This is a genomic window from Mesorhizobium sp. B2-6-4 (assembly GCF_006441495.1).
In the GTDB taxonomy this organism is placed as follows: Bacteria; Pseudomonadota; Alphaproteobacteria; order Rhizobiales; family Rhizobiaceae; genus Mesorhizobium.
Window position 1 is genome coordinate 105,416 of the sequence record NZ_VFUE01000017.1, and the last position, 24,362, is coordinate 129,777.

Sequence of the window (24,362 nt, forward strand, 5' to 3'; positions counted from 1 at the left end):
CTCCGGGTTAACCGTTTTGCCGTTTTTCCAGCTTAGGAAAGGACCATGAAACGGGTCATCGTCATCGCCGACCGCGCTGCGCTCTTCTCGCTGAAGCTGCTCCTGGCGTTCCATGTGCTGTTCTTCCTGTCTCTGCTCGCCGTCCTGTTGTTCGCGGCGGGCAAGGCGCATGCCGAAATCCCGTCCTGCACCGGCGCCGACATGCTGTCGGCGTTGCAGAAAAGTGACCCGTCCACCTACCGCAAGATCGAGGCGGAAGCCGCCGCAACGCCGAACGGCAAGGGCCTGCTGTGGAAGCTGGAGAAGACGGGCGAACAGCCGTCCTTCCTGTTCGGCACCATGCATATGACCGACCCGCGCGTCACAGCGCTGCCGCCGGCCGCGCAGAAGGCCTATGACGGCGCCGGCACCATCGTCATCGAGACCACCGAAGTGCTCGACCAGCAGAAGATGATGGCGGCCCTGCTCAAGCAGCCGGAGCTGATGATGTTCACCGACAGCACCACGCTGTCGTCGCTGCTGTCGCCCGACGACGCCGCGGCGGTCGACAAGGCGCTCGACGAACGCGGCATCCCGCCGGCAACCGTCGCCAAGATGAAGCCGTGGATGCTGTCGGCCATGGTGGCGCTTCCAGCCTGCGAGCTCGCCCGCAAGGCGGGCGGCGCGCCGGTGCTCGACGTCAAGCTTGCCGAGGATGCCAAGGCCTCCGGAAAATCCGTCGAAGGGCTGGAGACCGTCGCCGACCAGCTGCGCGCCATGGCTTCGCTGCCGATGGCGTTCCACATGAAGGGACTGGTCGACACACTGAAGCTCGGCGACAAGATGAACGACGTCAACGAAACCATGATCGTGCTCTACCAGCGCGGCGAGACCGGCATGTTCTGGCCGCTGTTTCGCGCCGTGCTGCCCGGCGAGACGGGCGACGCGACAGGCTACGCGGCGTTCGAGCAGACCATGATCACCAGCCGCAACAAGGCGATGGTCGATCATGCCGGACCATTCCTCGCCAAAGGCAGTGCCTTCATCGCCGTCGGCGCGCTGCATCTGCCCGGTCCCGAGGGCCTGGTCGAGGATTTCCGCAAAGCCGGCTATACTGTCACCGCTGTCGATTGAGTCGCGTGGGCAGCGGAGGAATCAGGCGCCGCGTTTTCGGCGCTTTCCTTCCCTAGCGTGAAACCCCATCAACGGTTGCGCGTTGATGGCTGTTGATTGATCATTTTCATCCACGGAGGACACTTTTATGGCGAATCCATCAAACGACACGCCCAGATCAGGTGGCGGCGGCAGCCCTTGGCTGATTGCATTGGTCGTCGTTATTCTGGCGATTGTCGCGTATTATGTTTTCGGAAGAAGTGGTGAGCATCCGGCGACCGAACCGCCCGCCGCGAGCACACCGGCCCCGGCGCCAGCGCCCGCGGAGCCGATGAAGCCCGCCGAACCGGCTCCTGCGCCGGCCCCAGCTCCCGCACCGGCCCAGTAATCGGGCCACGGCTTTCAACGAAGAACGGCCCGCCTTCCGGTGGGCCGTTCTGTTTGGGGCAGGCAAGGAGGCAATTCCCTCAAGGGAAGCGTTACGCGCTTGCCCGGGAAAACCGTTTCATGATTTTCCTGGATCGTTCTAAATATGGATCGGCTTGAAGAACGTCGCCAATGCCGCTTCCTTCACTGCTTCCGACATGGTCGGATGGGCATGACAGGTGCGGGCGAGATCTTCCGACGAGCCGCCGAATTCCATCAGCACCGCCGCCTCGTGGATCATCTCGCCGGCGCCGAAGCCGACGATGTGAACGCCGAGCACGCGGTCGGTGGCCTTGTCGGCCAGGATCTTGACGAAGCCGTCGGTGTGCAGCATGGCGCGCGCCCGGCCATTGGCGGTGAACGGGAATTTCCCGACCTTGTAGTCGATGCCGGCCTTCTTCAATTCTTCCTCGGTCTTGCCGACCGAAGCGATCTCCGGGCTGGTGTAGACGACGCTCGGAATGACGTCATAGTTCACATGGCCGGCCTGGCCGGCAATGGTCTCGGCCACTGCCACGCCCTCATCCTCGGCCTTGTGCGCCAGCATCGGCCCGGCGATGACATCGCCGATGGCATAGATGCCTGGTACGTTGGTCCTGAGGTGCGCGTCGGTTTTGACCCGGCCGCGCTCATCGACCTCGACGCCCGCTTCCTTCAGGCCCAGGCTGTCGGCGAAAGCGCGGCGGCCGGTGGCGATCAGCACCATGTCGGCCTCGATCGTCTCGGCCGCGCCGCCTTTCACAGGCTCGAAAGTGACGCTGGCGCCCTTCTTGGCCTTGGCGACGCCGGTGACCTTGGCGCCGAGCCTGAATTCGAAGCCCTGCTTGGAGAGCAGCCGCTGGAATTGCTTGCAGACCTCACCGTCCATACCGCCGAGGATGGTGTCGAGGAATTCGACCACGGTGACCTTGGCGCCGAGCCGCGCCCAGACCGAGCCGAGCTCGAGCCCGATGACGCCGCCGCCGACCACGACGAGATGGCCGGGCACCTTGTCCAGCGACAGCGCGCCGGTCGAGGACACGATGACTTTTTCGTCGAAGTCGACCGTGACGCCAGGAATGCCGGCGACATCCGAGCCGGTGGCGATGACGATGTTCTTCGTCTCGATTTCCTCGACCTTGCCGTCCTCGCTCGTCACCGACACCTTGCCCGCCGCGACCACCGTGCCGATGCCGCGAAAACTATCGATCTTGTTCTTCTTGAACAGGAAGGCGACGCCGTTGACGTTCGCCGTCACCGTGGCGTCCTTGTGCGCCATCATCTTCTTCAAATTGAGCTTCGGTGTCACTTCGACACCCAGTGTGTCGAAGGAGTGGCCGGCTTCGGCGAACATCTCGGAGGCATGCAGCAACGCCTTGGACGGAATGCAGCCGATGTTGAGGCAGGTGCCGCCGAAGGTCGGGTTCTTCTCGACCACCGCGACCTTCAGCCCGAGCTGCGCCGCCTTGATGGCGCAGACATAGCCGCCCGGTCCCGAGCCGATGATTACGACGTCATAAGCCATGTTTGTTTCCCTTTTTCTTGGGGCGCTCAGCGGCCGCCGCTGACGTTCAGGATCGCGCCGGTCGTATAGGACGCGGCATCGGACAACAGGTAGAGAACCGCGCCCGCGACTTCATCCGCGGTGCCGGCTCTTTTCATCGGCAGAAGATCGCGGAAGCGTTCTATCCGGTCCGGCTGTCCACCCGAGGCATGGATTTCGGTATCGATGATGCCCGGCCGCACCGCATTGACGCGGATGCCTTCCAGCGCCACCTCTCGGGCGAGCCCCATGGTGAAGGTGTCGATCGCGCCCTTGGACGCGGCGTAGTCGACATATTCGCCCGGCGAGCCCAGAACTGCCGCAGCCGACGAGATGTTGACGATGGATCCACCCGACCCACCGTGACGGCTCGACATCCGCTTCACCGCTTCGCGGGCGCAGAGGAACGACCCCACGACATTGATGCGCATCATGCGCTCCAGCCGTGAAACATCCATCTCATCGACCCGCGCCTTGACGTCGACGATGCCGGCATTGTTGACGAAAGCATCGAGCCGGCCATAGCCGCGGTCGACGGCTTCAAACATGGCAACGATATCGGATTCGACGCCGACATCGCCCCTGACCGCAAAGGCCTCGCCGCCTGCGGCCTTGATTTCGCCGACCAGTGCCTCGGCGGCGGTCTGGTGGGAGGTGTAGTTGACCGCTACGCGATAGCCAGCCTTCGACCCGAGCCGGCAGATCGCGGCGCCGATGCCGCGGCTGCCACCGGTGACCAGCAGCACCTTTTGCGTCCCGCTCATTCCTGGCATCCCTTCAAGGCAAACACGTCCGACGGCACTTTCGAAAACCCGGCGCCGCCATAGGCGGTGGATTGATGCAACACCGGACCGAGATCGGGCAGGATCAGCGTCTTCGGTGCTTCGACGCCTTCGGCCGGCAACAGGCCGATGCTGCCCTTTTCATCCGACGTATAGATGACGCCGTTCCACAAGGTGCAGGCGGCAAGCTCGGTGCCGGTAACGTCGCCTCCCGGGCATTTGTACATCAGCGCCCCGTTCGGTCGCGAAACACCTTCGTTCCATTGGACGATGCCGTTCAGCACCACATCGTTGTCGAGGATCAAGCGGAACGTGTTGGTGACGGTCGCCGACGTGCCGGTCGGCGTAAAATTGATCTCACTGCCGCTCTGGGCATCGCCGTAGACGGCGAGTTCGGCCGGGCATGCGGCATTAGCGTGGACAGCGGCGAATGCCATACCGGCCGCCAGCGCTATCGGTCTGGCAGGCCCAGGGAACAGGGCCATTATTGGCTACTCCGACCGCGAGCCGCCATCCGACCGCCTCACAGATCAAGCACCAGCCGTTCCGGATCCTCCAGGCTTTCCTTGACGCGCACCAGGAAGGTCACCGCTTCCTTGCCGTCGACGATGCGGTGATCGTAGCTCAGCGCCAGATACATCATCGGCCGGATCACGATCTGGCCGCCGACCACCACGGGCCGGTCCTGGATCTTGTGCATGCCCAGAATACCCGACTGCGGCGCGTTGAGGATCGGCGTGGACATCAGCGACCCGTAGACGCCGCCATTGGAAATCGTGAACGTGCCGCCCTGCATGTCGGCGACCGACAGCTTGCCGTCGCGCGCGGCGATGCCGAGCCGGCCGATCTCCTTCTCGATCTCGGCGATAGACATCTGGTCGGCATCGCGCACCACCGGAACGACCAGACCCTTCTCGGTGCCGACGGCGACGCCGATATGGGCGTAGTTCTTGAAGATGATATCGGTGGCGTCGATCTCGGCGTTGACCGAGGGGATTTCCTTCAAGGCATGGGTGACGGCCTTGGTGAAGAAGCCCATGAAGCCGAGCTTCACGCCGTGCTTCTTCTCGAACACGTCCTTGTACTTGGTCCTGAGCGCCATCACCGCTGACATGTCCACCTCGTTGAAGGTGGTGAGCATGGCGGCGGTCGACTGCGCTTCCTTGAGCCGGCGCGCGATGGTCTGGCGCAGCTTGGTCATGCGCACGCGCTCCTCGCGCGCCGCGTCGTTGCCTGAGGACGGCGCACGGGCAGCAACCGGCGCTGCCGGGGCCGGGGCCGCCTTCGGCGTCTCGGCCGGCTGCGACGGCGCACCCTTGGAGATGGCGTCGAGCACGTCGCCCTTCAGCACCTGGCCGCGCTTGCCGGAGCCGGAAAGCTGGTCGACCGACAGATTGTTCTCGGCGATCAGTTTCGCCGCTGCCGGCGCCGGCGGCATGGTGCGCGGCTCGACCGGACCGGCGTCGCCGGCGACCTTGGCGGTCTCGGCGGCGGCCTGTTTGGTGGTCTGCGCGGCGTCGGGGCTCGATGCCTGCGCCACGGCTTGCGGCTTGGTGACCGGTGCGGCGGCGCCACCGGCCGAAATCGAGCCCAGAAGAGCGCCGACCCCGACCGTCTCGCCCTCCTTGGCGGCGATCTCGCCCAAGGTTCCGGCGCCTGGCGAGGGAACCTCGACCGTCACCTTGTCGGTTTCGAGCTCGACCAGCGGCTCGTCGGCGGCAATGGCATCGCCCACCTTCTTGAACCATTTGCCGATGGTTGCCTCGGTGACGGATTCGCCGAGAGTGGGAACGCGGATTTCGGTAGCCATTGTGCCTGTCCGTTTCTATCTGTCTGTTCTATTCGCCCAATTCTGCCTACTCGCCGAGCGCATCTTCGAGCAAGGCGGCGAGCTGGGCGAGGTGCTTGGACATAAGCCCGGTCGCCGGCGAGGCGGCTGCCGGCCGGCCGGTGTAGCGCACCCGCTGGTGCTTGGCGTCGATATGCGCCAGCACCCATTCCAGATACGGGTCGATGAACGACCATGCGCCCATGTTCTTGGGCTCCTCCTGGCACCACACCATTTCGGCATTGCGGAAGCGCGACAATTCGGTGATCAGCGCCTTGGCCGGGAACGGGTAGAGTTGTTCGACACGCAGCAGATAGATGTCGTTGATGCCGCGTTTCTCGCGCTCCTCGTAGAGGTCGTAATAGACCTTGCCCGAGCACAGCACGACACGGCGGATCTTGGAATCCTTGGTCAGCTTGATGGCCTGGTTGGGCAAGAGCTGGGCATCGTCCCACAGCAGCCGGTGGAACGAGCTTTCGCCCGACATTTCCGGCAGCGTCGACACCGCCCGCTTGTGGCGCAGCAGCGACTTCGGCGTCATCAGGATCAGCGGCTTGCGGAAGTCGCGCTTCAACTGCCGGCGCAATATATGGAAGTAGTTGGCCGGCGTCGTGCAGTTGGCCACTTGCATGTTGTCCTCGGCGCAGAGCTGCAGGAAACGCTCGAGCCGGGCAGACGAATGTTCCGGTCCCTGGCCTTCATAGCCATGCGGCAGCAGGCAGACGAGGCCCGACATCCGGAGCCACTTGCGCTCTCCGCTGGATATGAACTGGTCGAACACCACCTGGGCGCCGTTGGCGAAGTCGCCGAACTGAGCTTCCCACAACGTCAGCGCCTTAGGCTCGGCCAGGCTGTAGCCATATTCGAAGCCGAGCACGGCTTCTTCGGACAGCATTGAGTTGATGACCTCATAGCCGGCCTGCGCCGCCGACAGATTGTTGAGCGGGATGTAGCGGGTCTCGTCGCGCTGGTCGTAGAGCACGGAATGGCGCTGCGAGAAGGTACCGCGCTCCGAATCCTGCCCGGAGAGGCGGATCGGGTTGCCGTCGAGCAGGATGGCGCCGAAGGCCAGCGCCTCGGCCGTCGACCAGTCGATGCCTTCGCCGGATTCGATGGCCTGGCGGCGGTTTTCGAGGAAGCGGATGATCGTCTTGTGCGCCTCGAAATCTTTCGGCACCTCGGTCAGCTTCTTGCCGATCTCCTTCAGTGTCTTGGCCGGCACCGCGGTCTTGCCGCGCCGCTGTTCATCCTGGTTGTCGGCCGTACGCAGGCCCGACCAGGCGCCATCCAACCAATCGGCCTTGTTGGGCTTGTAATGCTGGCCGACTTCCCACTCGGATTCCAGATGCTCCCGCCAGTCGGCCTTGAGCTTGTCGAACTCGGCCTGAGTCAAGTGGCCTTCGGCGATCAGCCGGTCGGCATAGATCTGCACCGTTGTCTTATGGTTGCGGATGTTGCGGTACATGATCGGCTGCGTGAAAGCCGGCTCGTCGCCCTCATTGTGGCCGAAGCGGCGGTAGCAGAACATGTCGACCACGACAGGCTTGTGGAATTTCATGCGGAATTCGATCGCCACCTTGGTGGCGTGCACCACGGCTTCCGGATCGTCGCCATTGACGTGGAAGATCGGCGCCTCGATCATCTTCGCGACGTCGGACGGGTAGGGCGACGAGCGCGAGAAGCGCGGATTGGTGGTGAAGCCGATCTGGTTGTTGATGATGAAATGCAATGTGCCGGCAACGCGGTGGCCGCGCAGGCCCGATAGGCCGAGGATTTCGGCAATGACACCCTGGCCGGCAAAGGCTGCGTCGCCATGCAGCAAAAGCGGCAGCACCTTGGCCCGCTCTTCCAGCGGCACGATCTCCTCGCGACCGCGGCCGAACAGATAATCCTGCTTGGCGCGCGCCTTGCCCATCACCACAGGGTCGACGATTTCCAGATGCGAGGGATTGGCGGTCAGCGACAGGTGCACCTTGTTGCCGTCGAACTCGCGGTCCGAGGAGGCGCCAAGATGGTATTTGACATCGCCGGAGCCCTCGACGTCGTCGGGTGCGGCCGAGCCGCCCTTGAATTCGTGAAAGATGGCGCGGTGCGGCTTGGCCATCACCTGGGAGAGTACGTTGAGGCGGCCGCGATGCGCCATGCCGAGCACGATCTCCTTCAGCCCGAGCTGACCGCCGCGCTTGACGATCTGCTCCAGCGCCGGGATCAGCGCTTCGCCGCCGTCGAGGCCGAAGCGCTTGGTGCCTTTGAACTTGACGTCGGCGAACTGCTCGAAGCCCTCGGCCTCGATCAGTTTCTGGAGGATCGCCTTCTTGCCGGTCGCGGTGAAGGAGATCTCCTTGTCGGCGCCCTCGATGCGCGCCTGGATCCACGCTTTCTCTTCCGGATCGGAGATATGCATGAACTCGACGCCCAGCGTCGAGCAATAGGTGCGGGTCAGGATGTCGAGCATCTGGCGGATGGTGCCGAATTCGAGCCCGAGCACATTGTCGAGGAAGATCGGCCGGTCGTAGTCGGCTTCGGTGAAGCCGTAATTCTCCGGCGACAGCTCGTTGTAGTCCTCGAGCGTGGCGATGCCGAGCGGGTCGAGATTGGCGTGCAGATGGCCGCGCATGCGATAGGCGCGGATCATCATGATGGCGCGCACGGAATCGCGCGTCGCCTGGTGCACGTCGGCGTCGGAGGGGACGGCGCCGTTGACGGCTGCCTTCTCCTTGACCTTCTTTTCGATGTGCTTCTCGACCAGGCCCCAATTGCCGTCGAGCGCCGACACCAGCTCGCCATTGGCCTGCAGCGGCCAGGAGGGCTTGGCCCACGAGGCGCCCTTGGCGTTCTTGCGGACATCCCCGGCATCGTCCTTCAGGCCGGCGAAGAACTCCTGCCATTCGGGATTGACCGAGGCTGGATCGTCCTCATACGCCGCATAGAGCGCGTCTATATAATCGGCATTGCCGCCATAAAGGAAAGAGGTGAGCGAAAATTGGTCGTTGGCCTGATCTTGTCGTGCCATTTTGTCTGCGGAGCCTGGCTCCGTCTCCTTTCGAGGGGAATAGTGAGTAGTCAGTAAGGAGTAGGAAAAATTAAGACTTTCCCGTTCAGCTGCTACTCACCCGTTCTTCCCTTTTCACTACTCACTATTGACTACTCACTAGCCCTTAATTGCCTCGACCAGCGTCGTGCCCAGCCGGGCCGGCGATGGCGAAACTTTTATCCCGGCCGATTCCATTGCCGCGATCTTGTCTTCGGCGCCGCCCTTGCCGCCCGAGATGACCGCGCCCGCATGGCCCATGGTGCGGCCGGCCGGCGCCGTGCGTCCGGCGATGAAGCCCGCCATCGGCTTGCGGCGGCCGCGTTTGGCCTCGTCCTTGAGAAACTGCGCGGCGTCTTCCTCGGCCGAGCCGCCGATCTCGCCGATCATGATGATCGACCTGGTCTCGTCGTCGGCGAGGAACATTTCGAGCACGTCGATGAATTCGGTGCCTTTGACGGGATCGCCACCGATGCCGACGGCGGTGGTCTGGCCGAGGCCGACATTGGTGGTCTGGAACACGGCTTCATAGGTAAGCGTTCCCGAGCGCGAAACGACACCGACCGAACCCTTGCGGAAGATGTTCCCGGGCATGATGCCGATCTTGCATTCGTCGGGGGTGAGCACGCCGGGACAGTTCGGGCCGATCAGCCGCGACGTCGAACGGTCGAGCCGCGCCTTGACCTTGATCATGTCCATGACGGGAATGCCTTCGGTGATGCAGACGATGAGCGGGATTTCGGCCTCGATGGCCTCGATGATGGCTTCGGCAGCACCCGCCGGCGGCACATAGACGACGGAAGCGTTGGCGCCGGTCTTGGCCTTGCCCTCGGCGACGGTGGCGAAGATCGGCAGATTCTCGCCCTTGGCGCCGGTCCAGGTCTCGCCGCCCTTCTTGGGATGGATGCCGCCGACCATCTTGGTCCCGTGATAGGCCAGCGCCTGTTCGGTGTGGAAGGTGCCGGTCTTGCCGGTCAGGCCCTGCACGAGCACCTTGGTGTTCTTGTCGACGAGAATGGACATGGTGGGAACGCCTCTGAATTCAGCGATTACAAGAAAGGATTGACGGCTCGCACCGAGCCATAAACCTGGTTGTGGTTGAGATCTTCGGTGTAGAAAATCGGCGCGCCGAGATATCCGGCCGCGGCAAGAAGCGCGGCGTCGTAGTAGTGAATTCCGTAGCGGCGTGCGAGGTCCAGTCCTGCGCGAACATAGCTTTCGTCGACAGGCACCAGCGGACAAGTGCCGAGGAGGACCAGCCATTGGTCGAGCAGATCATCCCCCAGAAGGGATTTTCCTCGCGCCACCGCTGTGAATTCGGCCAAGGTTTGCCCCGACACGCCAAAGACAGTGCTCGATACCAGGTCTTCTGCGATTGGCGCGCGACGTGGGTCACGATTCTTCTCCGAAGCCGCGTAGATCAGGACGTTCGTGTCGAGAAAGCAGTCGATCTTCCCGGTCGGCATAGGCGTCCCTTCGATCCCACTTGTAGGGGGTGTCGGCGCTGTCGCTCCGTTTCGCGGCCTCGTCCATAAGCCGCTTCATTCCCGCCTTGGCCCAGGCAATCCGATCTTCCTGCTCGACTTCATGCGCAAGCAGTGAACGAATGAGGGCGTTGAGCGTCGTCTTGCGACGTCCGGCAAGGCCTCGCGCCTTCTCGAGCAGGGCCTCGTCCATGGCCAGGGTGACGTTCCTCATCGCTCGTCTCCACATAAACACACAGCCAATATATGTGTGATTATGTGTCTTTCTTCAACCGCTTTGCCCAGGATCTCCATCGCTCAGCCATCCCCCAAAACGGAAGGCGGGACGCGCCGGTAAAGGCCGCTCATCATGTCTTGCCAGCCGTCGCTGCCGACGGGCTGGAATTGCAGTCGCATGCGATAGCTGTCGCTGCCGTCGAAAGCGTAGGTCACGCGTGCGGCCCCGCGCGGCGACGAGCGCAACAGCGTCAGTGTGTTGCCCTCCCACGTGCCGGAGGCCGGCGAGGCCGGCACAAAGCCCATCGAATCGAACTGATGCATGGTGACAAGGCTGTTTTGCCGGTCGAAGCCGAACACGCTGTGCGCGCCGAACGAAATCGTCCCGTCGCGGCGCTGGCGATAGCGTTGCACTACGAACAGGCCGCCGAACTGTGCCTCTGCCAGTACTTCCGAAGTCGCTGAGCCGCCATCGGCCCATTGTGTGTCCGCGACCTCTTCCTCGCCGCGCCACGCGCCGACCAGCGCCTGCAGGCGCTGGTGATCGGGCGAGAGCGAGGAGAAGGAGGCCGCGTTCATGGTTCAGAGCCGCTTCAGGTCGGTGACGGTGAGATCGCTCTTGGCGTTGCCGGTGTTGAGCGTCGTCGCCGGCTCGAACATCAGCACCACAGGTTCCGGTGTCAGCGAACGCGGCCGGTGCTCGACGCCGCGCGGCACGACGATGAAGTCGCCTTCGCCGAGCTCGACCGGACCGTCGCGGAAATCGATGGCGATGCGACCGCGCAGCACGAGGAAGGCTTCGTCTTCGTTGTCATGGGCGTGCCAGTCGAAAACCGCGCCGAACTTGGCGACCTTCGCCTGGCTGTCATTGACGTCGCCGGCGATATGCGGATCGAAGACATCCGCGATCTTCGCATCCGCAGCCTCGACGAGGTTTATCTTGCGTGGAGGCACTTGATCAGCCCTTCACCGCCGCCACGATCTTCTTGGCGGCGTCGTCAAGATCGTCGGCCGACACGACGTTGAGGCCGCTGTCGTTGATGATCTTCTTGCCGAGTTCGGCATTGGTGCCTTCCAGGCGCACGACCAGCGGCACTTTCAGGCCCACTTCCTTGACCGCGGCGATGACGCCCTCGGCGATGATGTCGCATTTCATGATGCCGCCGAAGATGTTGATCAGGATGCCCTTGACCGCCGGATCCCTGGTGATGATCTTGAAGGCCGCCGTCACCTTTTCTTTCGACGCGCCGCCGCCGACATCGAGAAAGTTGGCCGGCTCGGCGCCGTAGAGCTTGATGATGTCCATCGTCGCCATGGCGAGGCCGGCGCCATTGACCATGCAGCCGATATTGCCGTCGAGCGCGACATAGGCGAGGTCGTATTTCGACGCCTCGATCTCCTTCTCGTCCTCTTCGGTGGTGTCGCGCAGCTCGAGCACATCCGGATGGCGAAACAGCGCGTTGTTGTCGAACGACACCTTGGCGTCGAGGACGCGCAGCCGGCCGTTCTTCATGACGATCAGGGGATTGACCTCGAGCAGGCTCATGTCCTTCTCGACGAAGGCCTTGTAGAGGATCGGGAACAGCGTGCCGCCGTCCCTGGCAGCATCGCCGTCGAGCTTCAGCGCGCCATTGAGTTTCTTCACGTCATCCGCGGTAACGCCCTTTTCCGGATCGATGGCGACGGTGATGATCTTTTCCGGCGTGTCGTGGGCGACCGCCTCGATGTCCATGCCGCCTTCGGTCGAGACGACGAAGGCGATGCGGCCGACCGAACGGTCGACCAGAACAGACAGATAGAGCTCGCGCTCGATGTCGGCGCCATCCTCGATATAGAGCCGGTTGACCTGCTTGCCGGCCGGGCCGGTTTGCTTGGTCACCAGCGTGTGGCCGAGCATCTCGTTGGCGTTGGCGACGACGTCGGCGACCGACTTGGCCAGCCGCACGCCGCCCTTGGCGTCAGGCCCGAGCTCCTTGAACTTGCCCTTGCCGCGGCCGCCGGCATGGATCTGGCTCTTCACCACATAGAGCGGGCCGGGCAGCGCCTTGGCGGCGGCTTCCGCCTCATCCGCCTTGAACACCGGCACGCCTTGGGCCACCGGCGCGCCAAAGCCCTTCAGCAGCGCCTTGCCCTGATATTCATGGATGTTCATCTGGATCGTCTCCGGATCAGCTACTGGGGTTCACTTCGAGGCGAGTTGCGGCGCGATCTTGACGCAGGCCTCGGTCAGGCCCTGCACCGCCGCCACCGAGCTATCGAACATCTTCTGCTCTGGCTTGGAAAGCTCGATCTCGATGACGCGCTCGACGCCACCGGCGCCGATCACCACGGGAACGCCGACATAGGTGTTCTTCACGCCATACTGGCCGGAAAGATGAGCCGCGCAAGGCAGCACACGCTTCTTGTCCTTGAGATAGGCTTCGGCCATCGAGATCGCCGATGCGGCCGGCGCATAATAGGCCGAGCCGGTCTTCAACAGGCCGACGATCTCGGCGCCGCCGTCGCGGGTGCGCTGCACGATTTGGTCGAGCTTCTCCTTCGAGGTCCAGCCCATCTTGACGAGATCGGGCAGAGGAATGCCTGCAACCGTCGAATAGCGGATCATCGGCACCATGGAATCGCCATGGCCGCCGAGCACGAAGGCGGTGACGTCCTCGACCGAGACCTTGAACTCCTCGGCCAGGAAATAGCGGAAGCGAGCGCTGTCAAGCACGCCGGCCATGCCCACGACATGGGTGTTGGGCAGGCCGGAAAACTTCTGCAGCGCCCAGACCATCGCATCCAGCGGATTGGTGATGCAGATGACGAAGGCCTTCGGCGCGTACTTCTTCAGGCCGGCGCCGACCTGTTCCATGACCTTGAGGTTGATGCCGAGCAGATCGTCGCGGCTCATGCCCGGCTTGCGCGGCACGCCGGCGGTGACGATGCAGACGTCCGCCCCTTCGATCCCGGCATAGTCGTTGACGCCGGTCAGCCTGGAATCGAACCCGTCGACCGGCGACGATTGCGCAATATCGAGCCCCTTGCCCTGCGGGATGCCTTCGGCAATATCGAACAGAACCACGTCGCCGAGGTCCTTGAGGCCGATCATGTGAGCGAGCGTGCCGCCGATCATGCCAGAGCCGATAAGCGCTATCTTGTTGCGTGCCATGTCAGGATAGTTTCCCTTTGTTCGTGATGTCGCTCAAATCGCTGACGATCTGATGACGGCGTCGAGGAAGAGACCGGAATGCTGCGGGGATCCCGCGAGATTTCGCCGCACCCAATAGCCCCGGCGCCGCGTAAATTCAAACGATTATTTTGGAGCGAGCGTTTTCAATCGGTTAGAGTGACCGGGAATTACGTAAACGTAAAAGTTTGAAAACTCGACTGGGGAAAATCTACACGATGAAGATGGAGATCGTAAGACTTGATGCCGGCAATGACGCCCTTGTGATGCGGGTCGCCGAGGATGTGTTCGACGAACCGGTCAGGCCAGATCGATTGGCAGTCTATCTCAGGGAACCCGGCACTTCATGGTCGTGGCGCTCGCCGACGGCGTGACCGTCGGTCAATGCGCCGCCATCATTCACCGTCATCCCGACAAGGCGACGGAGCTCTACATCGACGAGGTCGGCGTATCGCCGGCCTTCCAGCGCCAGGGCATCGCGCGAAAGATGCTCGACGCGATGTTTGCGATCGGCAGGGAGAATGGCTGCGAAGAAGCCTGGGTCGGCACCGAGCCGGACAACCGTGCCGCCCGCGCGCTTTACGAGTCGCGCGAGGAGGCGCACGAGTCAGCAGAGAGCTTCCTCATGTATGTTTATCAACTGTAGCGAGGCTGACAGGAGTTCGGCCTATCTTCGTCCTAGGGTGCGCGCTTCGCTTTGCGTCGCTCCGCCCTGGGACGAAGGCGGCGTAGCCGGCGCCTGCCGCGCCTCCGGCGTCGTCTTCGCCTTCCGCCGCTCCGCCCAATCCTCCAGCCAGTCGCGGCTCTGCATCTCGATCAGCCGCGAAGCCGTGCGTTCGAACTCGAACACCTCGACGCCGCGCTTGGCCACATAGAGTTGCTGCGGCGGCGCTTCCGCGCTTACCACCAGCCTGATGTGATGGTCGTAGAGCGTGTCGACCAGCAGGATGAAGCGCTTGGCCTCGTTGCGCCGGCCTTCACCCAGCACCGGAATGTGGTCGATAAAGATGGTCGAGAAGCGGTCGGCAAGGGCCAGATAGTCGCGCGCGCCGAGCGGCTTCTCGCACAGATCGGCGAAGGAAAAACGCGCCGCGTCGCCGGCGGCGCGCGGAACGGCCAGCTGCCGGCCCTTGACGGCAAGCGACGCCTCGGCCGTCGGCGCGCCGCGCGTCATCGTTTGCCAAGCCGCGTCCAGCGCCTCATCGGCCGCCGCATCGGCGGGCGTCACATAGACCGGCGTACGGGCAAGCTTCTCCAGCCGATAGTCCTTGTCGGCATCGAGCGAGAGCACCTGTGCATGCCGTTCCAATATGCCGATGAAGGGCAGGAAAAGCTGACGGTTCAGCCCGTCGCGATAGAGGTTCTCCGGCGCTACGTTCGACGTCGCCACCAGCACCACGCCGCTGGCGAACAGCGCCGAAAACAGCCGGGACAGGATCATCGCATCGGCGATGTCGGTGACCGAGAACTCGTCGAAACACAGTACCCAGGCCTGTTCGGCAAGCGCCCGCGCCACCGGCGGAATCGGATCGTCTTCCCTCACCGTGCCGTCCTTGCGCTCCTGCCGGTGCTTCTGGATGCGGTCCTGCACCTCGGCCATGAAGTCGTTGAAATGCACGCGGCGCTTGCGCCGCACCGGCAGCAGCTCGAAGAACAAGTCCATCAACATGGTCTTGCCGCGGCCGACGCCGCCATGGATGTAGAGGCCCTTGACCGCCTCGTGCGTCTCGCGCCTTCGGGCGAAGAGCCAGCCAAGCGCGCTCGATTTGTGCGCCAGCCGCTTCACCGAAATCTCTGATATCAGCCAGTCGAGAGCGGTGACGATCCGCTCCTGCGCCGGATCGCGCTCGATGGCACCGGTGTCGACCAGATGGTCGTAACGCTGCCTGACGGTCACATGGGTCTGGAGGCCGTCACGCAGATGCATAGGTCACGTCGTTGTCGAGGGATTGGCTACCTTGTAAGCGAGATCGGCAGGCCATTGGAAGTCTGGCCGTCGAATTTCGAGCCGCCCGAGGAATAGAGCCGTGCCAGCGTGCCGCCATTCTCATCATAAAGCGTCAACTGCTTGCCGGCGACGTTCCATGACTTGATGCCGTCGATCGGCGCCGGGCAATGCAGCGGTCCGGCGCGGAAACCGGCGCCGAATTTGGTCTGCGGCGTCGCCACCTTGCAGCTCTGGCCGGAAACGCTGGCGTTCCATACGCCGGCGACACTGGCCGCGGTCAGGTCCGGCGCACCCGCCGGCGCCGAACCGTCCGGCGGCAAGGAGGCGACCTGGCTGTTCTGCGGGGCGGTCGGGAATTGCGACGGATCCGTGGTGCCGGGGGAGGCCGGGGGCGGCAACTGGTTGGCCGTCACCTGACCGGACGGCGCCGGCTGCAGCGGCGCCGGCTGCTGGTCGTCCATCGAGGAAAACCGTGACGTTGAGCAGCCGCTCGCAACGAGCGCCGCCAGCGATACGGCCACCAGGGCTGTTTTCGAAAAAGTCATTCCAACCTCCGTCGGATCCGGCGGGGCTGCCGTCCGCACAATGTCGCCCTCCACCAAGATGGAGAAGGTGGCGAAATTTCAACCCGATATGGTTAAAATAGGGTTTGCGCCAAGAATTGTTGCAAATTTGTCGCTATCATCCGGCCAGCGGAGCGCTCGGCACGAATATATAGCCGTCCGGTCCGACGACATAGCTCTCGCGCAGGCCGTGCGGCTTGTCGATCGCTCCGGCCAGCACGATGTGGCCGTGATCGCGCGCGGCGGCCTCGACCGCATCCGGATTGGCGCCGTAAAGGCGCAGTTCGATGCCGGCGCCGCGTGTCTCGGCGCCGGCGATCGTCCCTGTCATGGCATTGTCGAGATAGGAATGGTCGGCGTGCAGCATGAACACCGAGCCCAGCAGCTCGATCGCCGCGAAATCCTCGTCGGCATAGATGATATCGGCGCCGAGCACGTCGCGGCAGAAGGCTTCCATGGCCGCCATGTCGCTCACCAGCAGGTTGACGCCGATGCCGCGCGCCAGCGAGCGGCCGAAATCCCCGGCCTTCATCCATGGTGTCCTGGTCCGCTTCATCGCCATGGCATCGTCCTCCCCAATCCGATCCTACTCAAGCCGGCCGCCCGGGCCGTTGGCATTCGGCCGGCAAACGCTTGCGCCAGCCGGCACAAGGGCTATGTCTGGCAGACCGAAATTCACTGGAGTCGCAAATTGGCTGCGAGACCGAAAGCCGCCAATCGCTACTATAACGGCCCGCCCAGCGATCATTTCGACGGAACCTTGTTCTTCAATCCCGGCGGCCAGCCGCCGGCGCGTTTCGCCGATCTGCTGAAATGGCAGTTCAATGGCCAACGCTCGAAATGGCCGGCCACCAATCCGAGTCCCTTTCCGCAGGCAAAGCCGCCCGCACGTGTCGAGGGCGCCGGCCTGACCGTGACCATGGTCGGTCATTCCACGCTGCTGGTCCAGACCGCGGGCCTGAACATCCTCACCGATCCGGTATGGTCGCTGCGGGCCTCGCCGTTCTCCTTCGTCGGGCCGAAACGCGTCAACGCGCCGGGCATCGCCCTGGCCGACCTGCCGCCGATCGATCTCGTGCTGATCAGTCACAATCACTACGACCATCTCGACATCGCGACGCTGAAGCAGCTCAAGGCCAGGCACGACCCGCTGGTGGTGACCCCGTTCGGCAATGACGTCCTGATTGGCGGGGCGGTTCCCGGCATGCGGCTCTCGGCGCATGACTGGGGCGACAGGGTCGACATCGGCGATGGCGTGGCCGTCCATGTCGAGCCGGCGCATCACTGGTCGGCGCGCGGCACACGCGACCGGCGCATGGCGCTATGGGCCGGCTTCGTCATCGAGACGCCGGCCGGCCGGATCTATTTCGCGGGCGATACCGGCTTCCATGACGGCATCAACTACCGGCTCATGGCTCACAAGCACGGCGGCTTCCGCTTCGCCATCCTGCCGATCGGCGCCTATGAGCCGCGCTGGTTCATGGCCTCGCAGCATCAAAACCCGGAGGAGGCGGTGCAAGGCATGACATTGTGCAACGCCGCCTATGCGGCCGGCTGCCATTGGGGCACGTTCCAGCTCACCGACGAACCGATCGACGAGCCGGCACGCAAGCTCGACGAGGCGCTGGAGGCCGAGGGCCTGCCGCGCGAACGTTTTCGCGCCTTGCGGCCAGGTGAGGTCTGGGACGTGCCGCAGGAAGCGGCGCTTTGACCGGGGCCGGCCGCGGCCGGCGGAACCCGAGCGCCACCGGCGCGTTTGTTGAAGGGGCTTCGATTTCTATCGCTTTGCGAGGCATTTCCATGCTTAAATGGATCATCATTCTCCTGATTATCGCCGCCGCTGCGAGCCTGCTCGGCATGCCGGCATTAGCAGGTGCGGCCGCCACCGGCGCGCGCATCCTGATCGGTATCGTGCTGATCATATTCCTGCTGATCGTGCTCGGCGTCTTCGCCGTCACCTGAAGGCGCGATGCACTGGTAATTCCCGCCCTTTTCCGCCATATAGCGGCAAACAGTACGGAATGACCGGAAGAAATGGCAGGCACCGCCCCTTTCGCCAAGATGAACGGCATCGGCAACGAGATCATCGTTGCCGACATGCGCGGCCGTGCCGACCGGGTGACGCCGACAGCTGCGATCGCGCTCAACGCCGATGCCTCGACGCGGTTCGACCAGATCATGGCGATCCATGAGGCGCGGACGCCGGGTACGGCCTATTTCATCGACATATTGAATTCGGACGGCTCGGGCGCGCAGGCCTGCGGCAACGGCATGCGCTGCGTCGTCCAGGCGCTGGCGGCCGAGACCGGACAAAAGACATTCACCTTCGAGACCGTCGCCGGAATCCTCAACGCGCAGGAACATGCCGACGGCTCGATCTCGGTCGACATGGGCACGCCGCGCTTCGGCTGGCGGGACATTCCGCTCGCTGAGGAGTTTCGCGATACCCGCATGATCGAATTGCAGGTCGGCCCGATCGACGCCCCGGTGCTGCATTCGCCCTCGGTCGTCTCCATGGGCAATCCGCATGCCATCTTCTGGGTCGACCGCGACGTCTGGTCCTACGAACTCGACCGCTTCGGACCGCTGCTCGAAAACCATCCGATCTTCCCCGAGCGCGCCAACATCACCATCGCGCAGGTGACCTCGCCCGACAGCATGATCATCCGCACCTGGGAACGCGGCGCCGGCCTGACCAAGGCTTGCGGCACGGCATCCTGCGCCGCCGTCGTGGCTGCGGCCCGCACCCGGCGCACCGGGCGCAGCGTCAATCTACTGACCCCCGGCGGCGGCTCGCTGCACGTCGAATGGCTTGAAAACGACCATGTCATCCTGACCGGTGCGGCCGAATGGGAGTTTTCCGGCAGCTTCGATCCCTCGAGCGGCGCCTGGGCGCGCGACACCGAAAGCGCGGCCTGATGCCCGCTCCTTTCAAGGATGGCGATGTGGGGAAGGGCCCCAATCGCATCGAACTGGTGACCTTCGGCTGCCGGCTGAACACCTATGAATCCGAGGTGATGCGGCGCGAGGCCGAAACTGCGGGCCTCGGTGGGCTGGCTGGCGGCGCCGTCATCTTCAACACCTGCGCCGTCACCGGCGAAGCGGTCCGCCAGGCCAAACAGGCGATCCGCAAGGCGCGCCGCGACAACCCCGAAGCTCGCATCATCGTCACCGGCTGCGCGGCGCAGACCGAGCCGCAGAATTTCGCGGCCATGGACGAGGTCGATCTCGTCCTTGGCAATGAGGAGAAGCTGAAGGCCAATTCCTATCGCGCGCTGCCGGATTTCGGCGTCAACGACAGCGAGAAGGCGCGCGTCAACGACATCTTCTCCGTACGCGAGACCGCCGGCCATATGGTCGATGCCATCGAGGGCAGGGCACGCGCCTTCGTGCAGGTGCAGAATGGCTGCGACCACCGCTGCACCTTCTGCATCATCCCCTATGGCCGCGGCAATTCACGCTCGGTGCCGATGGGCGCCGTGGTCGAACAGGTCAAGCGGCTCACCGGCAACGGCTATGCCGAGATCGTGCTGACCGGCGTCGACATGACCAGTTTCGGCGCCGACCTGCCGGGTGCGCCGAAACTCGGCAGGCTGGTGAAGACGATCCTGCGCCAGGTGCCGGACGTGAAGCGCCTGCGCCTCTCCTCCATCGATTCCATCGAGGCCGACGACGATTTGCTCGACGCCATCGCCACCGAGCCGCGGCTGATGCCGCATCTGCATCTGTCGCTGCAATCCGGCGATGACATGATTTTGAAGCGCATGAAGCGTCGGCATCTGCGCGATCAGTCGATCCGCTTCTGCGAAGACGTGCGCAAGCTGCGCCCTGACGTCGTCTTCGGCGCCGACATCATCGCCGGCTTCCCGACCGAGACGGAGGCGATGTTCGAAAATTCGGCAAAGATCGTCGAGGAATGCGGGCTGACCCACCTGCACGTCTTTCCGTTTTCGCCGCGCGAAGGCACGCCCGCCGCGCGCATGCCGCAGGTCCGCCGCGAAGTGGTCAAGCAGCGGGCAGCCCGCCTGCGCGCCGCCGGCGAGACCGCATATCGCCGCCATCTGTCGTCGCTCTCCGGAACGCGCCAGTCGATCCTGATCGAGCGCGACGGGCTCGGCCGCACCGAAGGGTTTACGCTCGCCGCGCTCGCCACCGGCGCGCCGGGCGAGATCGTCGAAGCAACAGTCACCGGTCATGACGGCGCCCGGCTGATCGCGGCCCCGCTTGCCGCCCGCGCCGCCTGAGAAACGCAAGAGATGGCCGGGTTCTTCAAGAAGATATTTTCGTTCGGCAAGAAGGAGGTCGTCGAGGAGCGCGTCGACGAGACCGCCCCGCTGCCGCCGATCAAATGGGATCAGCTCGACACGCTGAAGCCGGCGGCCGAGCAGGCCGTTCCGGAATTCCTGAAGCGGGAGGAGACCCAGGCTCAGCCTCCCGTCGAGCCCGCGCCGCCCGAGGAGCCGACACCCGAGCCTGCCCCGGCCATTCCGCCGGTGCCGGAGCCGACTGTTCCGCCCGAGCCGGAACCGCTGCCGGAGCCGCGGCCGGAGGAGGAACCGGCACCGACGCCCGAGCGCCCGGAGCCGCCGGCACCTGAGGAAGTTCCGACACCTCCGGCCATTCCGGAGCCTGCGCCCGAACCGCGGCCGCAGGAGGTACCGCCGCCAGCGCCCGCCGAGCCGGAAATTGTCCCGTCGCGCCCGGAGCAGCTGCCGGAACCGGCACCCGCCGAAGTACCGACGCCCGCCGAAGTTCCGGTCGAGACGCCGGCGCCAATCGAGATTCCTACGACACCGTCTTCGGCGCAGCCGTCACAGGCCGGCGCCCCCCCTCATCCGCCTGCCGGCGCCTTCTCCCCGTATAGTGACGGGGAGAAGGAAGAAGTTCCATCGCCAACGCCTCCCTCTCTCCGTCCTTCATGGGGAGAGGGTAAGGGTGAGGGGCGCCAGCCTGTCGAGAACCTGGCACCCAGTGCCGAAACTGCCGCCGAAATCTCGCCGCCAATTCGCCAGCCTGCGCCGATCGAGCCGCAGCCTGTGCGCGCCGAGATCGCGCCGGAACCTGAGGCAGTTCCCGCGCCGCCGAAGCCCACGCCCGCTCCCGTCAAGGTGACGGTCGCCAAAAAAGTGGAGCAGAAGGCCGAGCCGCAGAAGGCGCCGGCGCCGGCGCCGCGGCGCTCCTGGTTCCAGCGCATGCGGGACGGGCTTGCCCGTTCCTCGCGCGAATTGTCGGGCAACATTGCCGGCGTCTTCACCAAGCGCAAGCTCGACGACGACACGCTGCAGGACCTGGAGGACGTGCTGATCCGCGCCGATCTCGGGCTGGAGACCGCCTTGCGCGTCACCGATTCGCTGGCCGCCAGCCGCTACGGCAAGGATGTCTCCGACGCCGAGGTCCGCACCGTGATGGCGCAGGAGGTCGAGAAGGTGCTGACCCCCGTCGCCCTGCCGCTGGAACTCGACCTCAGCCACAAACCGCATGTCATCCTGGTGGTCGGCGTCAACGGCACCGGCAAGACCACGACCATCGGCAAGCTGGCGGCCAAACTGACCGATGGCGGCCTGTCGGTGATGCTGGCCGCCGGCGACACCTTCCGAGCCGCCGCCATCGAGCAGCTCAAGATCTGGGGCGAGCGGACGAAATCGCCGGTCATCGCCTCCAAGCTCGGCGCCGATGCCGCCGGCCTCGCCTACGATGCTTTCGAGAAGGCGAAGGAAGCAGGCTCCGACGTGCTGATCATCGATACCGCCGGCCGCCTGCAGAACAAGGCCGAGCTGATGGCGGAACTCGAGAAGATCGTGCGCGTGCTGGGCAAGCTCGATCCGGAAGCGCCGCACACCGTGCTGCAGACGGTCGACGCCACCACCGGCCAGAACGCGCTCAACCAGGTGGAGATCTTCCGCAACATCGCCGGCGTCAACGGCCTGGTGATGACCAAGCTGGACGGGACGGCGCGTGGCGGTATTCTGGTGGCGATCGCGGCAAAACACAGATTGCCGGTCTATTTCATCGGCGTCGGCGAACAGGTTGACGACCTCGAACCGTTCTCGGCAAGCGAATTCGCCAGGGCGATCGCTGGCGTTGCCTAACGGCATGATCCCGGAAGTTGCTTCAACCGGATCGTGCGTAAGAAGGAAGATATGAACCCACCCATTCTCGAACGCGATCCGTCCGACCCGCAGAAAGAGAAGAAGGAAGGCGTCAACCCGCTGCTCAAGCTCGTTCTCGAGCTAGGGCCGCTGCTGGTGTTCTTTTTCGCCAATGCGCGAGGCGAATGGCTGACGCAGAAATTCCCGGCGCTGGCGGAATTCGGCGGCCCGATCTTCGTCGCCACCGGCCTGTTCATGGCCGCCACCGCGATCGCGCTGGTCGCGTCCTGGCTGCTCACCCGCACCCTGCCGATCATGCCGATGGTGTCGGGCGTCGTCGTCTTCATCTTCGGCGCGTTGACGCTCTACCTGCAGGACGACATCTTCATCAAGATGAAGCCGACCATCGTCAACACGCTGTTCGGCGGCGTGTTGCTCGGTGGGCTGTTCTTCGGCAGATCTCTGCTCGGCTACGTCTTCAATTCCGCCTTCAGGCTCGATGCCGAGGGCTGGAGAAAACTCACCTTTCGCTGGGGCCTGTTCTTCCTGTTCCTGGCCCTCGTCAACGAGGTGGTGTGGCGGAATTTTTCGACCGATGCCTGGGTTACCTTCAAGGTCTGGGGCATCATGCCGATCACGCTTCTGTTCACCTTCAGCCAGATGCCGCTGATCCTGCGCCATTCGCTGGACGACAAGACCGGCGGCGAAGAGAAGGCCGGCAAGTAAGGCCTGCAAATTGGGGGGAGTGCCATGGAATTCGTCACCACGCGCGAAGAGCTGCGGACGATCTACAAGACGCCGCGTCCGACGGATGGTTCGATCCGCAAAGAATCGAAGGCGCTGGACGGCCATTGCCGCTCCTTCATCGGCAAGAGCCCCTTCGTGCTGATCGGCTCCTCCGACGGCGAAGGCAATGCCGATGTGACGCCCAAAGGCGACAAGCCAGGATTCGCCGCCGTGCTTGACGACAGGACCATCGCCATCCCCGACCGGCCCGGCAACAACCGGCTGGATACGCTGGAGAACATCCTGCTCAATCCGTCGGTCGGGCTGCTGTTCCTCATTCCCGGCATGAACGAGACGCTGCGCGTCAATGGCGACGCCCGCATCACCGTCGACGCCGCTTTGCGCGAACGGCTGGCCGTCGACGGCAAGGAGCCGCAGAGCGTCGTCGTGGTCGCCGTCAAGGCCGCCTACATGCATTGCGCCAAGGCCTTCATGCGCTCCGAGCTTTGGAAGCCGGAGAGCTGGCACGATCGCGCCACGCTGCCGACGCTCGGTCAGATCCTGCGCGACCAACTGGCGCTCGCCGATTCGGCCGAGGCGACCGACCGCTGGCTGGACGACGAATACAAGCAGACGATGTGGTAGCGTGCGCGGAAGATTCGTCAGAGCGTCGCCTTGCTGAACCTCCTTGCCATTTCCGGCAGCCTGCGGGCGGCCTCCACCAATTCGGCCCTGGTCGCGGCACTGGCGTGGAACGCGCCAGAGGGCTGCCGCGTCGCCATCCATGAAGGACTCGGCCTGCTGCCGATCTTCAACCCCGACGACGAGGGTGAGCGGACGCCGTCCGAAGCGTCCAGGCTGATCGATGCCGTCACCGCCGCCGACGGCGTCATCATCTCATGCCCGGAATATGCGCATGGCGTGCCGGGCGGCCTGAAGAATGCGCTCGACTGGCTGGTGTCGCGCGATGCCGCCGTCGACAAGCCGGCCATGCTGGTGCACGCCTCGCCGCGCTCGCTCTATGCCCGCGCCGCATTGGCGGAGATCATGCGCACCATGTCCTTCGCGCTTTATGACGGCGGGCTGGAGATCGGGCTGCTCGGCAAGAAGCCAGCTGAGGTGGAGGCCGTCCTGGGGGAGCAGGCGAACGCGTTGGCAACGCGCGATGCGTTGTCCGCTTTCGCGGATTTCATTCGCGCGCGTTAGCGCCTACCCTTTTCTCAGCGTCTCGACATCGGTCTTGCCGACGTACCAGTCGCGGGCGTTGACCTCCTCGAAGACCACCCAGACATCGTCATTGCCGAGCCCGGTGGCGTCCATGATCGCCGCCGTGACTTTTTTGGCGATGTCGGCTTTCTTGCCGGCCGGATCGGCGGCGATCACTTCCTTGACGATGCGGATGTTGACGAATGGCATGACGATCCTCCCTTTAATTCAGCTCAGTAGGTCTTGGCGCCGTTCACCATCAGCCGGACCATGTAGAGCG

Annotated in this window: 27 protein-coding genes; 11 read left to right on the forward strand and 16 right to left on the reverse strand. The window is 64.1% G+C overall.

Going from position 1 to position 24,362, the window contains the following annotated elements; genetic code table 11:
- Positions 1 to 45 precede the first annotated feature (45 nt).
- A complete protein-coding gene (locus FJ426_RS22795) occupies positions 46 to 1,113 on the forward strand; it encodes a TraB/GumN family protein (RefSeq protein ID WP_140559275.1) in 1,068 nt (355 codons plus the stop codon).
- A gap of 505 nt (positions 1,114 to 1,618) precedes the next feature.
- Here the strand turns inward: FJ426_RS22795 and lpdA are convergent.
- From lpdA to mdh, 12 genes are all read right to left on the reverse strand, one after another.
- A complete protein-coding gene (gene lpdA, locus FJ426_RS22800) occupies positions 1,619 to 3,022 on the reverse strand; it encodes a dihydrolipoyl dehydrogenase (RefSeq protein ID WP_140554848.1) in 1,404 nt (467 codons plus the stop codon).
- A gap of 26 nt (positions 3,023 to 3,048) precedes the next feature.
- Positions 3,049 to 3,804, reverse strand: a complete 756-nt coding sequence (locus tag FJ426_RS22805) for an SDR family oxidoreductase (protein WP_140554849.1) — start codon at positions 3,802 to 3,804, stop codon at positions 3,049 to 3,051.
- Entirely contained in the window at positions 3,801 to 4,259 is a 459-nt protein-coding gene (locus tag FJ426_RS22810) for a hypothetical protein (RefSeq protein WP_181165200.1), read from the reverse strand. The genes FJ426_RS22805 and FJ426_RS22810 overlap by 4 nt, the downstream gene beginning before the upstream one ends.
- 86 nt (positions 4,260 to 4,345) lie before the next feature.
- Positions 4,346 to 5,632, reverse strand: a complete 1,287-nt coding sequence (gene odhB, locus FJ426_RS22815; RefSeq protein ID WP_140524967.1) for a 2-oxoglutarate dehydrogenase complex dihydrolipoyllysine-residue succinyltransferase — start codon at positions 5,630 to 5,632, stop codon at positions 4,346 to 4,348.
- Between the two features lie 46 nt (positions 5,633 to 5,678).
- On the reverse strand, positions 5,679 to 8,663 hold the full coding sequence (locus tag FJ426_RS22820; protein WP_140559277.1) for a 2-oxoglutarate dehydrogenase E1 component: 2,985 nt from the start codon (positions 8,661 to 8,663) through the stop codon (positions 5,679 to 5,681).
- A 138-nt stretch (positions 8,664 to 8,801) separates the two neighbouring features.
- Positions 8,802 to 9,704, reverse strand: coding sequence for a succinate--CoA ligase subunit alpha (gene sucD, locus FJ426_RS22825; protein WP_140559278.1), 903 nt, complete (start codon positions 9,702 to 9,704; stop codon positions 8,802 to 8,804).
- A 26-nt stretch (positions 9,705 to 9,730) separates the two neighbouring features.
- Positions 9,731 to 10,147, reverse strand: a complete 417-nt coding sequence (locus FJ426_RS22830; RefSeq protein WP_033838548.1) for a PIN domain-containing protein — start codon at positions 10,145 to 10,147, stop codon at positions 9,731 to 9,733.
- The gene (locus FJ426_RS31485) at positions 10,074 to 10,379 is read right to left on the reverse strand and encodes a hypothetical protein (protein WP_181176985.1); all 306 of its coding nucleotides are present in this window, start codon (positions 10,377 to 10,379) and stop codon (positions 10,074 to 10,076) included. Before FJ426_RS31485 ends, FJ426_RS22830 begins: the two co-directional genes overlap by 74 nt.
- Positions 10,380 to 10,462: 83 nt before the next feature.
- Positions 10,463 to 10,960: a DUF1579 family protein gene (locus tag FJ426_RS22835; protein WP_140492799.1), complete on the reverse strand. Its 498-nt coding sequence runs from the start codon at positions 10,958 to 10,960 to the stop codon at positions 10,463 to 10,465.
- Positions 10,961 to 10,963: 3 nt separating this feature from the next.
- Positions 10,964 to 11,335, reverse strand: a complete 372-nt coding sequence (locus FJ426_RS22840) for a cupin domain-containing protein (RefSeq protein WP_140492802.1) — start codon at positions 11,333 to 11,335, stop codon at positions 10,964 to 10,966.
- Between the two features lie 4 nt (positions 11,336 to 11,339).
- Positions 11,340 to 12,533: an ADP-forming succinate--CoA ligase subunit beta gene (gene sucC, locus FJ426_RS22845; protein WP_140492804.1), complete on the reverse strand. Its 1,194-nt coding sequence runs from the start codon at positions 12,531 to 12,533 to the stop codon at positions 11,340 to 11,342.
- 30 nt (positions 12,534 to 12,563) lie between these two features.
- The gene (gene mdh / locus FJ426_RS22850) at positions 12,564 to 13,532 is read right to left on the reverse strand and encodes a malate dehydrogenase (RefSeq protein WP_140492808.1); all 969 of its coding nucleotides are present in this window, start codon (positions 13,530 to 13,532) and stop codon (positions 12,564 to 12,566) included.
- Between the two features lie 236 nt (positions 13,533 to 13,768).
- Here mdh and FJ426_RS31870 point away from each other — a divergent pair, with 236 nt between their 5' ends.
- The gene (locus tag FJ426_RS31870) at positions 13,769 to 13,924 is read left to right on the forward strand and encodes a hypothetical protein (RefSeq protein ID WP_246675583.1); all 156 of its coding nucleotides are present in this window, start codon (positions 13,769 to 13,771) and stop codon (positions 13,922 to 13,924) included.
- Positions 13,897 to 14,196, forward strand: coding sequence for a GNAT family N-acetyltransferase (locus FJ426_RS22855; RefSeq protein WP_246675584.1), 300 nt, complete (start codon positions 13,897 to 13,899; stop codon positions 14,194 to 14,196). Before FJ426_RS31870 ends, FJ426_RS22855 begins: the two co-directional genes overlap by 28 nt.
- A 21-nt stretch (positions 14,197 to 14,217) precedes the next feature.
- On the opposite strand, the gene zapE is transcribed toward FJ426_RS22855, so the two are convergent.
- The 3 genes from zapE to FJ426_RS22870 form a co-directional block, all read right to left on the reverse strand.
- Positions 14,218 to 15,477, reverse strand: a complete 1,260-nt coding sequence (zapE, locus tag FJ426_RS22860; protein ID WP_140559280.1) for a cell division protein ZapE — start codon at positions 15,475 to 15,477, stop codon at positions 14,218 to 14,220.
- A gap of 26 nt (positions 15,478 to 15,503) precedes the next feature.
- Positions 15,504 to 16,043 carry a protease inhibitor Inh/omp19 family protein gene (locus tag FJ426_RS22865; protein WP_140492818.1) on the reverse strand — a complete coding sequence of 180 codons (540 nt, stop codon included), beginning with the start codon at positions 16,041 to 16,043 and terminating at the stop codon, positions 15,504 to 15,506.
- A 136-nt stretch (positions 16,044 to 16,179) separates the two neighbouring features.
- Positions 16,180 to 16,623, reverse strand: a complete 444-nt coding sequence (locus FJ426_RS22870; protein WP_140492821.1) for a hypothetical protein — start codon at positions 16,621 to 16,623, stop codon at positions 16,180 to 16,182.
- 129 nt (positions 16,624 to 16,752) lie between these two features.
- On the opposite strand from FJ426_RS22870, the gene FJ426_RS22875 reads away from it, so the two are divergent.
- From FJ426_RS22875 to FJ426_RS22910, 8 genes are all read left to right on the forward strand, one after another.
- Positions 16,753 to 17,772: an MBL fold metallo-hydrolase gene (locus FJ426_RS22875; RefSeq protein WP_140559281.1), complete on the forward strand. Its 1,020-nt coding sequence runs from the start codon at positions 16,753 to 16,755 to the stop codon at positions 17,770 to 17,772.
- 89 nt (positions 17,773 to 17,861) lie between these two features.
- Positions 17,862 to 18,023, forward strand: coding sequence for a DUF1328 family protein (locus FJ426_RS22880; RefSeq protein WP_140518074.1), 162 nt, complete (start codon positions 17,862 to 17,864; stop codon positions 18,021 to 18,023).
- Positions 18,024 to 18,095: 72 nt separating this feature from the next.
- The gene (gene dapF / locus FJ426_RS22885; protein ID WP_140518073.1) at positions 18,096 to 18,980 is read left to right on the forward strand and encodes a diaminopimelate epimerase; all 885 of its coding nucleotides are present in this window, start codon (positions 18,096 to 18,098) and stop codon (positions 18,978 to 18,980) included.
- Positions 18,980 to 20,305 carry a tRNA (N(6)-L-threonylcarbamoyladenosine(37)-C(2))-methylthiotransferase MtaB gene (gene mtaB, locus FJ426_RS22890; RefSeq protein ID WP_140559282.1) on the forward strand — a complete coding sequence of 442 codons (1,326 nt, stop codon included), beginning with the start codon at positions 18,980 to 18,982 and terminating at the stop codon, positions 20,303 to 20,305. Before dapF ends, mtaB begins: the two co-directional genes overlap by 1 nt.
- A gap of 12 nt (positions 20,306 to 20,317) precedes the next feature.
- Positions 20,318 to 22,150 carry a signal recognition particle-docking protein FtsY gene (ftsY, locus tag FJ426_RS22895; RefSeq protein WP_140559283.1) on the forward strand — a complete coding sequence of 611 codons (1,833 nt, stop codon included), beginning with the start codon at positions 20,318 to 20,320 and terminating at the stop codon, positions 22,148 to 22,150.
- A gap of 51 nt (positions 22,151 to 22,201) precedes the next feature.
- The gene (locus FJ426_RS22900; RefSeq protein ID WP_140559284.1) at positions 22,202 to 22,876 is read left to right on the forward strand and encodes a septation protein A; all 675 of its coding nucleotides are present in this window, start codon (positions 22,202 to 22,204) and stop codon (positions 22,874 to 22,876) included.
- Between the two features lie 24 nt (positions 22,877 to 22,900).
- Positions 22,901 to 23,521 (forward strand): pyridoxamine 5'-phosphate oxidase family protein, encoded by a 621-nt coding sequence (locus tag FJ426_RS22905; RefSeq protein ID WP_140559285.1) that lies wholly within the window; start codon positions 22,901 to 22,903, stop codon positions 23,519 to 23,521.
- Between the two features lie 30 nt (positions 23,522 to 23,551).
- Positions 23,552 to 24,082: an NADPH-dependent FMN reductase gene (locus FJ426_RS22910; RefSeq protein WP_140524976.1), complete on the forward strand. Its 531-nt coding sequence runs from the start codon at positions 23,552 to 23,554 to the stop codon at positions 24,080 to 24,082.
- Between the two features lie 3 nt (positions 24,083 to 24,085).
- Here the strand turns inward: FJ426_RS22910 and FJ426_RS22915 are convergent, their stop codons facing one another.
- A complete protein-coding gene (locus tag FJ426_RS22915; protein WP_013892236.1) occupies positions 24,086 to 24,292 on the reverse strand; it encodes a 4-oxalocrotonate tautomerase family protein in 207 nt (68 codons plus the stop codon).
- Between the last annotated feature and the right edge of the window lie 70 nt (positions 24,293 to 24,362).

Coding starts and splice junctions, on each gene's coding strand:
- FJ426_RS22795 (WP_140559275.1), top strand. CDS start 46: ATGAAACGGGTCATCGTCATCGCCGACCGCGCTGCGCTCTTCTCGCTG.
- lpdA (WP_140554848.1), bottom strand. CDS start 3,022: ATGGCTTATGACGTCGTAATCATCGGCTCGGGACCGGGCGGCTATGTC.
- FJ426_RS22805 (WP_140554849.1), bottom strand. CDS start 3,804: ATGAGCGGGACGCAAAAGGTGCTGCTGGTCACCGGTGGCAGCCGCGGC.
- FJ426_RS22810 (WP_181165200.1), bottom strand. CDS start 4,259: ATGGCATTCGCCGCTGTCCACGCTAATGCCGCATGCCCGGCCGAACTC.
- odhB (WP_140524967.1), bottom strand. CDS start 5,632: ATGGCTACCGAAATCCGCGTTCCCACTCTCGGCGAATCCGTCACCGAG.
- FJ426_RS22820 (WP_140559277.1), bottom strand. CDS start 8,663: ATGGCACGACAAGATCAGGCCAACGACCAATTTTCGCTCACCTCTTTC.
- sucD (WP_140559278.1), bottom strand. CDS start 9,704: ATGTCCATTCTCGTCGACAAGAACACCAAGGTGCTCGTGCAGGGCCTG.
- FJ426_RS22830 (WP_033838548.1), bottom strand. CDS start 10,147: ATGCCGACCGGGAAGATCGACTGCTTTCTCGACACGAACGTCCTGATC.
- FJ426_RS31485 (WP_181176985.1), bottom strand. CDS start 10,379: ATGAGGAACGTCACCCTGGCCATGGACGAGGCCCTGCTCGAGAAGGCG.
- FJ426_RS22835 (WP_140492799.1), bottom strand. CDS start 10,960: ATGAACGCGGCCTCCTTCTCCTCGCTCTCGCCCGATCACCAGCGCCTG.
- sucC (WP_140492804.1), bottom strand. CDS start 12,533: ATGAACATCCATGAATATCAGGGCAAGGCGCTGCTGAAGGGCTTTGGC.
- mdh (WP_140492808.1), bottom strand. CDS start 13,532: ATGGCACGCAACAAGATAGCGCTTATCGGCTCTGGCATGATCGGCGGC.
- FJ426_RS31870 (WP_246675583.1), top strand. CDS start 13,769: ATGAAGATGGAGATCGTAAGACTTGATGCCGGCAATGACGCCCTTGTG.
- FJ426_RS22855 (WP_246675584.1), top strand. CDS start 13,897: ATGGTCGTGGCGCTCGCCGACGGCGTGACCGTCGGTCAATGCGCCGCC.
- zapE (WP_140559280.1), bottom strand. CDS start 15,477: ATGCATCTGCGTGACGGCCTCCAGACCCATGTGACCGTCAGGCAGCGT.
- FJ426_RS22865 (WP_140492818.1), bottom strand. CDS start 16,043: ATGACTTTTTCGAAAACAGCCCTGGTGGCCGTATCGCTGGCGGCGCTC.
- FJ426_RS22870 (WP_140492821.1), bottom strand. CDS start 16,623: ATGGCGATGAAGCGGACCAGGACACCATGGATGAAGGCCGGGGATTTC.
- FJ426_RS22880 (WP_140518074.1), top strand. CDS start 17,862: ATGCTTAAATGGATCATCATTCTCCTGATTATCGCCGCCGCTGCGAGC.
- dapF (WP_140518073.1), top strand. CDS start 18,096: ATGGCAGGCACCGCCCCTTTCGCCAAGATGAACGGCATCGGCAACGAG.
- mtaB (WP_140559282.1), top strand. CDS start 18,980: ATGCCCGCTCCTTTCAAGGATGGCGATGTGGGGAAGGGCCCCAATCGC.
- ftsY (WP_140559283.1), top strand. CDS start 20,318: ATGGCCGGGTTCTTCAAGAAGATATTTTCGTTCGGCAAGAAGGAGGTC.
- FJ426_RS22900 (WP_140559284.1), top strand. CDS start 22,202: ATGAACCCACCCATTCTCGAACGCGATCCGTCCGACCCGCAGAAAGAG.
- FJ426_RS22905 (WP_140559285.1), top strand. CDS start 22,901: ATGGAATTCGTCACCACGCGCGAAGAGCTGCGGACGATCTACAAGACG.
- FJ426_RS22915 (WP_013892236.1), bottom strand. CDS start 24,292: ATGCCATTCGTCAACATCCGCATCGTCAAGGAAGTGATCGCCGCCGAT.